A 12,243-nucleotide genomic window follows, 5' to 3' on the forward strand; every position below is an offset into this window, starting at 1 on the left:
CCTACCGCCGAGTCGTGGCGGGCCCGCATGACAGACTGTGCACATGTTGGGTGAGCATCGATACTCCGTCCGGACCACGTGGACGGGCGACCGGGGCACCGGCACCTCCGGCTACCGTGACTACGACCGATCCTCGACGGTCGAGATCGCCGGCAAGCCGACCCTGCTGGCCTCGTCCGACAAGCCGTTCCGCGGCGATCCGTCGCGGTGGAACCCCGAGGATCTCCTCCTCGCGTCGCTGAGCGAGTGCCACCTGCTGTCCTACCTGCACGCCTGCGTGACCGCCGGTGTCGTCGTCGTCGGCTACGAAGACGACGCGTCGGGGCTCATGGTCGAGGACGGCCGTGGCGGCGGGGCGTTCCAGGAGGTCGTGCTTCGGCCGCGGGTGACCGTGGCCGATGCGTCGATGACGGATGCCGCGACCGCCGCGCACGCGCAGGCGAACGAGTGGTGCTTCATCGCGAATTCGGTGAAGTTCCCCGTGCGTCACGAGCCGACCATCCTCGTCGCGGGGGAGTGACCTCGGGCGTCAGCGGCGCTCGTGCGGGAGAACCTGCTTGATGCGCTCGATCGGGGTCTGCGCGGGCACCTCGTTGTAGGCGTTCGCGAGCTCCTGCCCTGACAGTGCGTGGATCGCGGCCATGATGTCGTCCGTCGCGAGCCGGCGGGCGCGGCCCGACTCGGCGGGGCCATGGTGACCGAGGTGCAGCGGCTCGCCGAACTTGACGGTGATGCGTTCGCTCAGTGACGGCCGCTTCGCGCCGACGGGCATGACCTTGTCGGTGCCGATGAGACCGACGGGCACGACCGGTGCCCCGGTCTGGAGTGCGAGGAAGGCGACACCGGTGCGGCCTTTGTAGAGGCGGCCGTCGAGGGAGCGGGTGCCCTCCGGGTACAGCGCCACGGCGCTGCCGTGCTCCAGGAGGACACGCTGCTGGTCGAGCGCGTCGAGCGCAGCCTGGCCGGCTCCGCGCTTCACCGGGATGGCGCCGATCGCCGTGAAGAACTCCCTCGACACCCAGCCCTTGAAGCCGGTGCCGTCGAAGTAGCTCGCCTTCGCCAGGAAGTGCACGGGTCGCGGCGCCGAGACAGGAATCGCGATCGAGTCGATGAACGACATGTGGTTGCTCGCGAAGATGACGGGCCCCGACTTGGGCACGTTGCCGCGACCCTCGACATGGGGCCGGTAGACGAGGCGCGCGAGGGGGGTGAGCACGAATCGGCCCAGGAAATACGTGGCGCCCATGCGCGTCACCGGCTGCTCAGGTGCTTCGTCGGCGGTCGGCTCGTCCGCGTCGGGCACCAGGTCGGAGGTCACTCGTCGAGGGTACTCCCGTTTCCATGCCGTCACTGGCATGGCCGGTTCTCAGCGCAGACAGAGGAAACATGCGGAATGATGGAGCGTCCCCTGACATCGACTCGAGGTCTCACCGTGCGCATTCGCCCGCTCGCCGCCCTGTCCATCGCCGCCCTGTCGGCTGTGCTCCTCGCGGGTTGCGCGGGATCTGCACCGGGGTCGACCCCCGCGCCGACCGACACGAGCGCCGCAAGCGACCTCTGCGCGGTGGCCGTGCCCGAGGGCGACGTCGCCGCATCCATCAGCGTCTCCGGCGAGGTCGGAGAGCTTCCCACGGTGGAGTTCGCGGCGCCGCTCGAGTTCACGACCGCCGAACGCGTCGTCGCCGTCGAGGGCGACGGCACCCAGATCGCCGACGGCGACTACGTCACGTACGCGCGGGTCGTCTACGACGCCGCGACCGGCGAGCAGGTGCAGGCCGCCGGCTTCGACGACGCACCGCTCCCGCCGCAGCAGGTCACGATCGGCTCCGGAGCCGACGCCTACTTCGGCTGCGCGACCGAGGGTTCGCGCCTCGTCGTCATCACGCCCGAGAGCCAGTCCGGCGGTGCGCTCGTCAACGTCATCGACGTGCTCGAAGTGACTCCCGCCGACGCGTGGTGCGCGGCGACCGAGCCCGGCGACGTCTTCCCCACCGTCGAGTACTCGGCCGACGGCATCCCCACGGTCACGATCCCCGAGGGCGACGCCCCCGACGGCGTGCAGCTCGAGGTGCTCGAAGAGGGCGACGGCGCGACCGTCGAGCCTGGCGACACCGTCACCGTGAACTACACGGGCGTGAAGTGGAGCGACGGCTCGGTGTTCGATTCGAGCTACGAGCGCGGTGAGCCCGCCACCTTCCAGACGACGGGTGTCGTCGCCGGCTTCAAGCGTGCGCTCGAGGGCCAGAAGGTCGGTTCGAAGATCCTCGTCACGATGTCGCCGTCCTGCGGCTACGGCGAGGCGGGCTCGAGCGAGCACGAGCTGGCCGGCGAGACGCTCGTCTTCGCGCTGGAGATCATCGAGGTCACCGAGCAGTAGGCCGGCTCGCCGGTAGGCTGGCGCGATGCGACGCGTCCTCGTCCTCGGCTCCACAGGTTCGATCGGGACGCAGGCGCTCGACGTCATCCGGGCGAACCCCGGTCGCTTCGAGGTCGTCGGCCTGTCGGCGGGCACCAATCGTGCGGCGGTCGACGCTCAAGCGGTCGAGTTCGGGGTCGAGCACGTCGCGCTCGGCGCGGTCGAGGCGGAGCAGCTCGTCCGAGATGTCGAGGCCGACGTGGTGCTCAACGGCATCACCGGATCGGTCGGGCTCGGTCCCACGCTCGCCGCGCTGGAGACGGGCCGCACACTGGCACTCGCCAACAAGGAGTCGCTCATCGTGGGCGGCGACCTGGTGACGGCGATCGCCCGGCCCGGCCAGATCGTTCCCGTCGACTCGGAGCACTCGGCCATCGCCCAGGCGCTGCGCTCGGGCGATCGCGCCGAGGTGCGGCGTCTCGTGCTGACGGCATCCGGCGGTCCCTTCCGCGGACGCAGCCGGGACTCGCTCGCCGACGTGACGCCCGCCGAGGCCCTGGCCCACCCCACGTGGGACATGGGCCGGGTCGTCACGACGAACTCCGCGACCCTCGTGAACAAGGGCCTCGAGGTGATCGAGGCGCACCTGCTGTTCGGCGTGCCCTACGGCGAGATCGACGTCGTCGTGCACCCGCAGTCGATCGTGCACTCGATGGTGGAGTTCAGCGACGGCTCGACGATCGCCCAGGCCTCTCCGCCCGACATGCGCCTGCCGATCTCGCTCGGACTGGACTGGCCGCACCGGGTCGCGGGCGTCGGACGTCCGCTGGACTGGTCGGTCGCGGCATCCTGGACCTTCGAGCCCCTCGACGAGAAGTCCTTCCCCGCCGTGCGGCTGGCGAAGTCCGTCGGCCGGGCGGGTGGCACATTCCCCGCGGTGTTCAACGCGGCGAACGAGCAGGCCGTGGACGCCTTCCACGAGGGACGCCTGAGCTTCCCGGGGATCCTCGACACCGTGCAGCGCGTCGTCGACCGCCACGAGGCACCCGAGGCACTCACCCGCGAAACGCTCGCCGAGGCCGAGCGCTGGGCTCGCGAGACGGCCGACCGGGAGATCGCGGCCGTCGCGTAGGACGCCGCGCTACGCCTCGGGGTAGACCGGGCGCAGCGGATCGGACGCGGGCGTCTCGTCTTCGGGATAGGGCACGGGCCAGTGGGGCTCGGGGACGGGCCACCCCGCGGCGCGCAGGGCGCGGCGCGAGAGCTCGCGCGCTGAGTACGGCGTGCGGACCCCCCGGATGTCGCGGTAGTCCTGGTGTCCGGGGCCGGCCCACAGGATCGCATCGCCGTCGCCGACGAGCGCGACCGCCTCGATGATCGCGCGCTCGGGCGGCGAGAACTCGTGGATCTCGGCATCCGGTCGCGCACGCCGTGCACCCTCGATCAGCGTCGCGCGGATCGAGTCGGGGTCTTCGTTGCGCGGGTGATGGTCGGTGATGACGAGGATGTCGCTGCCCTCGACGCCGGTCCGCCCCATGTCGTGGCGCTTGGTCGCATCGCGGTCGCCGTCGGCTCCGAAGAGCATGACGACCGTGCCCGGTGTCACGCGCCGCACCGCGGCAAGCGTCTTCTCGAAGGCGTCGGGGGAGTGGCCGAAGTCGACGTACACGGCCGGGCCGGTCTCGCCCGAGACGAGCTCGGTGCGCCCGGGAAGGTAGGCATCGATGCGGCCGCCGTCGAGTGCGGCGACGAGGCGCTCCCACGAGTAGCCGCCCTCGAGGATCATGACGATCGCGAGGCCGGCGTTGGCGGCCATGTGCCGGCCGATGACCGGCACGAGCGTGGTCAGGGTGCGTCCGTCGCGGGACGTCAGCCGGAATTCCGTGCCGATCTGCCGCTCGTCGAGGATCTCGACGACCCAGTCCGCGTCGGCGGAGGCCGTCGGATCGGCGGCCAGCGCGGGCGTGCCGACCGTGACGGTCGGGACCTGGCTGCGCGCGACGACCTCGGCGCCCTGCTCCGAGTCGACGCAGACGACGGCCCGGCGCGAACGATCGGGGAGGAACAGCGGGAGCTTCGCGTCGAAGTACTCGCGCATGTCGGCGTAGTCGTCGAGGTGATCGTGGGTGAGGTTGGTGAAGCCGGCGACGTCGAACACGATCCCGTCGACGCGGCGACGGCTGAGCGCCTGCGCGCTGACCTCGACGGCGACCGCCTCGACGCCGCGTTCGCGCATGAGGGCGAGCAGGGCGTGCATCTCGTAGGCCTCGGGAGTGGTCAGCCGGGACACGATCACCTGGCCGGCGATGTGGCGCTCCGCCGTCGAGGACAGGCCGGTGACCGCGCCGAGCTGCCCGAGGATGCCCTCGAGGAGGTGCGACACGCTGGTCTTCCCGTTGGTGCCGGTCGTGCCGAAGAGAAGCGGGAGGTCGTCGTCGCGGCCGGTGCTGTAGACCCACGCCGACAGGTCGCCCAGGAGGCCGCGGGGGTCGTCGACGAGGACGACGGGGAGACCGCTGGCCGCGGCGAGGTCCGCGCCCTCCCGGTCGGTGACCACCGCCACCGCGCCCTTCTCCGCGGCTGTCGCTGAGAACTCCGCACCGTGACGGTTCACCCCGCGAACGGCGACGAACACGTCGCCGGGGCGCAGATCCGCGGTCGCGAGGGTGATGCCCGTGAGCGTCACGCCCGCGAGGTCACCGCGCACGTCGACGGCGAAGCGTGCGGCGAGATCGTCCAGGGAGTGGACGGGGGGAGCATCCGGTCGCAGGACGGGAGGGAGGTTCGAAGGCGCATCGGTCGGCATGGCGGATCCATCCTCTCATCCGCGGCGCCCGTCACCCATGCCCGCCACCGTCGGGGCGGGGAGACGCCGGTGAACCGGCGTCTCCCGTCCGACGTCAGCTCTTGCGGGAGCGGCCGCGCACCAGCACCACGACGAGCGCGGCGATGCCGGCGACGAGGCCGCCGGCGGCGAGCCAGCGGGCCACGGGGTCGCCGGAGTCCGACGCGGCGGCCTCGGACGAATCGCCCGAGCCCTCGTCGTGCCCGTCGCCCTCGGCGGCGTCGCCGTGGTCGCCGTGTCCGTCGCCGTCCGCCGAGACGGGCCCGACCTCCACGACGGGTGCCGGCGACTCGAGGTCGTCCTCGGTCTGGCCGTCTTCGGCGACCTCGGTCCACGCCGTCTCGCCGTCCACGCAGACCTGTGTCACGGGGAACGCGATGGACGTGTCGGCCGCGGACTCGTCGAACAGCGCGTCGAGCGAGACCGTCGCCTTGAGGCCGTCCTCGACGGGCACGTCGCTCGTGAACGTGACCTGGGTCGGGACGCCGTCGGCGCTCAGCTCCCGGGTGATCGTCCACCCGCCCTGCACGACGGGGGTGACGTTGCCCACGCCCTCGGGCACGTCGATCACGAGGGCGGACGTGGGCGAGCCGTCGCAGCCGTGGGAGAAGGCGAAGGTGAGGGTCTCGGTCGAGCCGGCGGATGCGGTGCCGGGGTCGACGTGCACGTGAGCCGAGGCGGCGAGCGGCACGCCGAGGGCGATCGCGACGCCTGCGGCGGCGCCGAGGAGCAGGGTGCGGCGGAAGCGGGTGGTGGTCATGGGTGTCTCTTTCGTCGAGGAATGCACGGAGGAACGACACGTGCGCGGATGCACGTGCCGGCGAATGCCGCGGTCAGACGACCGCGTCGACGAACGACGGGGGACCCCGCCGTGAGAGGTCCGAGAGGACGACGCCGCGCGCCGGCGCGAGCGAGAAGTGCGCGAGCGCGCTCCGCACGACAGTGCGCGGTGCCAGCGGGACGACGTCGGACCGCTGCACGACCGAGCGGATGCCGCGGCCCAGAGCTCGCAGCATCCGCTCTCCGCCGTACAGGCCGAGAAGGGTCGCAACAGCGGCGAGGGCGTGCGCGAGGAGCATCGGGGCGTCGGGGACGAGGGCGACGGTGAGTCCTCCGCCGTCGAGGACGAGGTGGTGGACGTGACCTGCGGCCGCAGACGGGTCGGCTCCCGCCACGACGGCGAACGCGACGTGGAACAGCAGCTGCGACGCGACCACGGCCGACGCGATGTGCGACACCGACAGGCGGCGGCCGACGAGGGCGATGCCGATCGGCCAGGCGAGGATGCCGACCACAGCGACGAGCAGGGGAGCGGGAGCGCCGCCGCCGGCGAGCGTGTGGGAGGTCGCCGCGACGATCGTCGCGACCCACGCCGCCGCTGCACCGCGCAGGGTGCGGACATGACGTGGGGTCACGGGATCCTCCTCGGATCGAGCTTAGGCTCCTCCGAGCGGGGTCGGAGCCAACTCCAAGGCGGACGCGGGTACCGTGTGGGTTGTGGAAGCTCTTGCATTCGTCATCGGCGTCGTGCTCCTGGTCGTGGGGCTCGCCGTGTCGATCGCGCTCCACGAACTCGGGCACCTGTGGCCGGCCAAGAAGTTCGGCGTGCGGGTCGGCCAGTACATGATCGGCTTCGGTCCGACGCTCTGGTCACGACGCATCGGCGAGACCGAGTACGGGCTCAAGGCGATCCCGCTCGGCGGCTACATCTCGATGGCGGGCATGTACCCGCCGTCACCGAAGCAGCTCGCGGCCGCGGCATCCGGTCAGCGCTCCGGCCGCGCCGGGGGCGGGTTCTTCGCCACGATGGTCCAGGACGCGCGCGCCGCGAACGACGAGACGCTCGAGGTGTCCGAGGACCGCGTCTTCTACAAGCTCCCGATCTGGCAGCGCGTGGTGATCATGCTCGGCGGGCCCACGATGAACCTCCTGTTCGCGATCGTGCTCTTCGCGGTGCTCCTGTCGGGCATCGGCGTGCAGACGGCGACGACCACGGTGCAGAGCGTGAGCGAATGCATCATCCCGTCGGATGCGGATCGCACCGAATGCGTGGCATCCGATCCGGCCGCGCCCGCGGCGGCCGCGGGAATCCAGCCGGGCGACGTCATCGTCGCGGTCGACGGGCAGCAGGTCGCGACGTTCGCGGCGGCGGCGGCGATCATCCAGGCGTCGCCTGGCCGCGCGATCGACGTGACGGTGGAGCGCGACGGCGGGGAGCAGACGCTCACCCTCACGCCCGCGAGCGTGGAGCAGGTCGTCACGGACGAACGCGGCAGAGCCGTGCTCGACGAGAACGGCGAGCAGCAGACCGAAGAGGTCGGGATCGCCGGCATCCGCCAGGAGGTCGACTATCTGCGTCAGCCGATCTGGGTCGGTCCGCAGACGGCGATCGAGAACGTGGGCGCCGTCGCCGGGATCATCTGGCAGATGCCGGTCAAGGTCTGGGAGGCGGGGAGCACCCTCATCACCGGCGCGGACCGCGATCCGAACGGTCCGCTCAGCATCGTGGGAGCCGGCGTGCTCGCGGGGGAGGTCGCCTCGGCCGAGGCGCCGGTGCTCAACCGCGTCGCGGGCTTCCTCTCGCTGCTGGCGTCGCTGAACATCGCGCTGTTCGTCTTCAACCTGGTCCCGCTCCTGCCGCTCGACGGCGGCCACATCGCGGTCGCGCTGTGGGACGGCATCCGACGCGCGTGGGCGAAGCTCACGCGCCGCCCGCCGCCGAAGCAGGTCGACGCCACGAAGCTCGTGCCGATCACGTTCGTCGTCGTGGTCGCCCTCATCGTGATGGGCGGCGTGCTGATCCTGACCGACATCGTCAACCCGATGTCGCTGTTCGGTCCGTAGTTTTTCGCGACGGCTGTCGAAAACGGTCTTGCCCGTTCGCTGTGGGGATGAAACGGTTCCACTGACGAAAGGACCACGACCGTGAAGTACGTCATCATGTTCACTTCGACGCCCGAGCTCGACGCCGCGGTGCCACCGGAGCGCGCGCAGGAGGTCTACGGCCGCGTCTACGAGTGGTTCCAGGAGCACGACGCAAAGATCAGCGATGCCGGCGCCGAACTGCAGCCGGTCACGACCGCCACGACCGTGCGCCACGGAGCCGACGGTCCGGTCCTCGTCGACGGCCCCTTCACCGAGGCGCGCGAGGCGGTGGGCGGATTCTCGGTCATCGACGTCGACGATCTCGACGCGGCGCTGGCTCTCGCCCGCTCCTGGCCGATGCTCGACCTGCCCGGCACCTCGGTCGAAGTGCGGCCGATGGTGACCGACTACAGCCAGTTCGACCAGTGAGTGGGACGGATGCCGCGACCCCTGACGATCCCGTCGCCGGGGTCGCGGCATCCGATCTGCTGCTCGTCCGCACGGTGCGCGCGGAATCGGGGAAGCTCGTTGCGACGCTGACCCGTTCGTTCGGAAGCCTCGACCTCGCGGAGGAGGCCGTAGCGGAGGCCGTGGAGGAGGCGCTGCGCGCGTGGCGTGGCACGGGTGTGCCGCCGAAGCCCGGCGCGTGGCTGCTGCAGGCCGCCCGTCACAACGCGCTGGACGCGCTGCGGCGGGACCGGGGGATGCGCGATCGGCTGCCGCTGCTCGCCGCCGACGCGAGGCCGGCCGGCGGAGCGGATGCGGAGCCGTCCGACGCCGACGAGCGGCTGCCCCTGCTCTTCGGATGCTGTCACCCGGCCCTGTCGCCCGATGCGCAGCTCGCCCTCACGCTGCGGGCGGTGTGCGGTCTGACGACAGCGCAGATCGCGCGGGCGACGTTCAGCACCGACACCGCGGTGGGGCAGCGGATCGTGCGCGCGAAGCGCAAGATCGGTGCGGCGGGGATTCCGCTGCGGATCCCGGAGGGTGCCGAGCGCGCGGAGCGGCTCGACATCGTGCTCACCATCGTGTCGGTCATGTACAGCGAGGCCCATCTCGTGGCCGGAGGGGACGCCTCGGCCGATCGCGACCTCGCCGACGACGCGCTCTGGCTCGCGCGTGTGATCGCCGAGGCGCTGCCCCGCGAGCCCGAGGCGCTGGGACTGCTGTCGCTGCTCGCGTTCCATCGTGCGCGCGAGGCGGCGCGAGCGGTGGACGGATCGCTCGTGCTGCTGGCCGACCAGGACCGCTCCCGCTGGGACGGTGCGCTGCTTGCCGAGGCGAGGGTCGTGCTCGAGCGTGCGGCGCGCCTGCGTCGTCCGGGCCGTTGGCAGCTGCACGCGGCGATCGCCGCGTGCCATGCCGACGCGGCGGATGCCGCCGCCACGGACTGGCTGCAGGTGCTCACCCTCTACGACATGCTGCTCGCGTACGACCGATCGCCCGTCGTGCGGCTCAATCGCGCGGTCGCACTGGCCCGGGTGGAGGGACCGGATGCCGCGTTGACTGAGCTCGACGCGCTCGCCGGCGCGCTGGAGCGCTCGCACCTGTGGCACGCGGTGCGCGCGTCGCTGCTGCGTGAGCTCGGACGTGACGACGAGGCGCTCGCCGAGGACCTCGAGGCGCTCGAACTCACGGCGAACGAGGCCGAGCGGAGGTTGCTCGCGGCGCGTGCCGGCCGCTGAGCGTGGGGCTCTCGAGCGCTGGGCGGGGCGCGGGGCGTCGCGCGGGGAGGCGAGCGCTAGGCGACGAGCGCTGGGCGGCGAGCGCTAGGCGTCGCGCGGGGACCTCACGAGCGGGGGAGATGGGAATCTGTCCGTGTGGTGCGGCTGCTGCCGGTTCGCATAAGCAGTTCCGCGCATGTGAGTTCGCGTTCACACGCCCCGGATCGCCCTGAGCGAAGTCATGTGAGCCGGAACTCACATGAGGGTGTGTGCGCGGGGGTCACCCGAGTGTCTGTGTGTGAGCCGGAACTCACATGAAGGTGTGTGCGCGGGGGTCACCCGAGTGTCTGTGTGTGAGCCGGAACTCACATGAAGGTGTGTGCGCGGGGGTCACGCGAGTGTCTGTGTGTGAGCCGGAACTCACATGCGAAAACGGGAAGGGTTGGTGTGGCCGCGCAAAGGGTCGTGCGTCGCGGTACGCGCGCCTAGGACCCGACGGGCTCCAGGGCCGCGGCGACGAGCCGTTCGAGCGTCACCATGCCGTCGCGCGACAGGATCGACTCGAGGTGGCCCTGGACCGAGGCGTAGCCCGGACCGCGGAGCGCGTACACGTCGCCGGTCGCGGCATCCGCTGCGATCTCCGTCGCACCGAGCTGCGTCGTGCCCGCCGGAACGCGCGCCGTGAAGGTGTTGTAGAAGCCGATCGAGGCGGGCTGGCCGAAGACGTCCACGGTCTTCTGCAGACCCTGGTGCGGCGCGGCGAGCGGTGCGAGGCCGATCCCGAGCGAATCGGCGAGGATCTGGTGGCTCAGGCACACGGCGAGGAGGGGCCTGCCCGACGCGCGCCGGCGCGCGACGACCTCGCGCATCCGCGTCATGCGAGCGCTGGCCGGGTCGCGAGGATCGCCCGGACCGGGTCCGGAAACCACAAGTTCGGCGGCATCGATCTCGTCGTCGGTCACCTCGCCCCAGGGCACGATGCGTGCGTCCAGCCCGAGGTGGCGCAGCTGGTGGGCGAGCATCGTGGTGAAGCGATCCTCCGCGTCGACGACGAGCGCACCGCGGCCGCGGAACGGTCCGTCGTCGCCGCCCTGCGGCTCGAGCCAGAAGGATGCCAGGCGGCCGTTGCGCGAGGCGAGCAGTGAAGCGATCGCCGGGTCGTCGGCGAGGGCACGCGGTTCGGCGGCCGGTGCATCCTCGTCGATCGCGTCGGGCTCGGCCACGACATCGCGCGCGATCGCGCCGATCGCACCCAGCACGCCCGCGGCCTTGCCGTGCGTCTCGCCGACCTCGCCGTAGGGGTCGGAGTGCCGCACGAGCGTGGCACCGACCGGCACCCGCAGCCGGCCGTCCTCGATGTACGCGGTGCGGATGAGGATCGGGGCGTCCAGATCGTGGGGCTGCTCGCCGGACGCGGCATCCGCTCTCGGCGTGAACAGTGCGGCGACGCCGGAGTAGTACCCCCGCGGAGTCTGCTCGTGGCGCGTGATCACCGTGCAGGCGTTCTGCATCGGCGAGCCGGTCACCGTGGGCGCGAACATCGTCTCGCGCAGGATGTCGCGCGGGTCCAGCCGGCTCCGGCCGCGCAGCACGTACTCGGTGTGCGTGAGACGCGACATCTCCTTGAGGTGCGGCCCCGTGATCCGTCCGCCGTCGGAGCAGACGGCGCTCATCATCTTGAGCTCCTCGTCGACGACCATGAAGAGCTCCTCCGTCTCTTTGGTCGACTCCAGGAACTCGGTGAGCGTCTCGGCGGTCGCGCCGCCCGCCGGGTGGCGGAACGTGCCGGAGATGGGGTTCATGGTCACGACGCCGCCCTGCGCGCTCACATGCGCCTCGGGGCTGGCGCCCACCGCGACATGGCCCGGAGTGACGATCGCGAACGTCCAGTAGGCGCCCCGCTCGTATTCGAGCAGCGCGCGGAACCATGTGAGGGCGGCGGTCGCAGCATCCGTCTCGACGCCCGCGGTGAAATCGCGGCGGATGACGAAGTTCGCACCCTCGCCCCGGCCGATCTCGTCGGCGATGACGGAACGGACGATCTCGGCGTAGGCCTCATCGGCGATGTCGAAACCGGCGTCGACGAGAGGCACGGGCTCAGTCGGCAGCTCGGCGAGCGCGACCTCGCGCGGCACGCTCGTGTGCTCCGACACCACCAGGCACCGCAGCGGAGCGCCGTCGTCGTGACACGCGAATCCGCGCTCTCGCACCTGACGGAAGGGGACGAGGGCAAGCACCTCCCGCGGCACGCCGGCAGCATCCGTCAGCGGGATGTCGGCGAGCAGCTCCACATCGACGACATCGCCGGTGAGGATCTCGACGGTTGCGCCGTCACGGGCGATGAGGGCGAACGGGATGCCGCGCGCGGCCAGTTCACGGAGGGAGGGGTGGGCGGGCCCGGTCATGATCGGTCTTTCGTCGTGGGGGCGGTCAACCCTACGAAAAAGAAGACCGCCACGAGGGCGGTCTGTGGTCGCGCGAACCCACCGCCTATGCGGTGAGCCACCAGGAGA

The 12,243-nt window shown here is 71.4% G+C and carries 11 protein-coding genes; 6 read left to right on the plus strand and 5 right to left on the minus strand.

The annotated features are described in order from the left end of the window. Positions 1-43 precede the first annotated feature (43 nt). On the plus strand, positions 44-520 hold the full coding sequence (locus OL358_RS11250) for an OsmC family protein (RefSeq protein WP_264710056.1): 477 nt from the start codon (positions 44-46) through the stop codon (positions 518-520). Positions 521-529: 9 nt separating this feature from the next. Here OL358_RS11250 and OL358_RS11255 read toward each other — a convergent pair whose 3' ends face one another. Continuing rightward, positions 530-1,246: a lysophospholipid acyltransferase family protein gene (locus OL358_RS11255; RefSeq protein ID WP_413631512.1), complete on the minus strand. Its 717-nt coding sequence runs from the start codon at positions 1,244-1,246 to the stop codon at positions 530-532. A gap of 147 nt (positions 1,247-1,393) precedes the next feature. On the opposite strand from OL358_RS11255, the gene OL358_RS11260 reads away from it, so the two are divergent. Both OL358_RS11260 and dxr read left to right on the plus strand, forming a co-directional pair. After that, positions 1,394-2,377 carry an FKBP-type peptidyl-prolyl cis-trans isomerase gene (locus OL358_RS11260; RefSeq protein ID WP_264710058.1) on the plus strand — a complete coding sequence of 328 codons (984 nt, stop codon included), beginning with the start codon at positions 1,394-1,396 and terminating at the stop codon, positions 2,375-2,377. 25 nt (positions 2,378-2,402) lie between these two features. After that, positions 2,403-3,488, plus strand: coding sequence for a 1-deoxy-D-xylulose-5-phosphate reductoisomerase (gene dxr, locus OL358_RS11265; RefSeq protein WP_264710059.1), 1,086 nt, complete (start codon positions 2,403-2,405; stop codon positions 3,486-3,488). Between the two features lie 9 nt (positions 3,489-3,497). Here the strand turns inward: dxr and OL358_RS11270 are convergent, their stop codons facing one another. The 3 genes from OL358_RS11270 to OL358_RS11280 form a co-directional block, all read right to left on the minus strand. Continuing rightward, entirely contained in the window at positions 3,498-5,162 is a 1,665-nt protein-coding gene (locus tag OL358_RS11270) for a Mur ligase family protein (protein WP_264710060.1), read from the minus strand. A gap of 94 nt (positions 5,163-5,256) precedes the next feature. Next, positions 5,257-5,961, minus strand: coding sequence for a YcnI family protein (locus OL358_RS11275; RefSeq protein WP_264710061.1), 705 nt, complete (start codon positions 5,959-5,961; stop codon positions 5,257-5,259). Between the two features lie 73 nt (positions 5,962-6,034). Then, positions 6,035-6,616: a hypothetical protein gene (locus OL358_RS11280; protein ID WP_264710062.1), complete on the minus strand. Its 582-nt coding sequence runs from the start codon at positions 6,614-6,616 to the stop codon at positions 6,035-6,037. Positions 6,617-6,698: 82 nt separating this feature from the next. Between OL358_RS11280 and OL358_RS11285 the strand changes: the two genes are divergently transcribed. The 3 genes from OL358_RS11285 (at position 6,699) to OL358_RS11295 (ending at position 9,751) form a co-directional block, all read left to right on the plus strand. Next, a complete protein-coding gene (locus tag OL358_RS11285; protein WP_264710063.1) occupies positions 6,699-8,045 on the plus strand; it encodes a M50 family metallopeptidase in 1,347 nt (448 codons plus the stop codon). Positions 8,046-8,126: 81 nt separating this feature from the next. Beyond that, positions 8,127-8,495, plus strand: coding sequence for a YciI family protein (locus tag OL358_RS11290; RefSeq protein WP_264710064.1), 369 nt, complete (start codon positions 8,127-8,129; stop codon positions 8,493-8,495). Then, on the plus strand, positions 8,492-9,751 hold the full coding sequence (locus OL358_RS11295) for an RNA polymerase sigma factor (RefSeq protein WP_264710065.1): 1,260 nt from the start codon (positions 8,492-8,494) through the stop codon (positions 9,749-9,751). Before OL358_RS11290 ends, OL358_RS11295 begins: the two co-directional genes overlap by 4 nt. A 464-nt stretch (positions 9,752-10,215) precedes the next feature. Here OL358_RS11295 and OL358_RS11300 read toward each other — a convergent pair whose 3' ends face one another. Beyond that, on the minus strand, positions 10,216-12,135 hold the full coding sequence (locus OL358_RS11300; RefSeq protein ID WP_264710066.1) for an anthranilate synthase family protein: 1,920 nt from the start codon (positions 12,133-12,135) through the stop codon (positions 10,216-10,218). Positions 12,136-12,243: the final 108 nt, after the last annotated feature.

Source organism: Microbacterium sp. SSM24, from assembly GCF_025989145.1.
Lineage (GTDB): Bacteria > Actinomycetota > Actinomycetes > Actinomycetales > Microbacteriaceae > Microbacterium.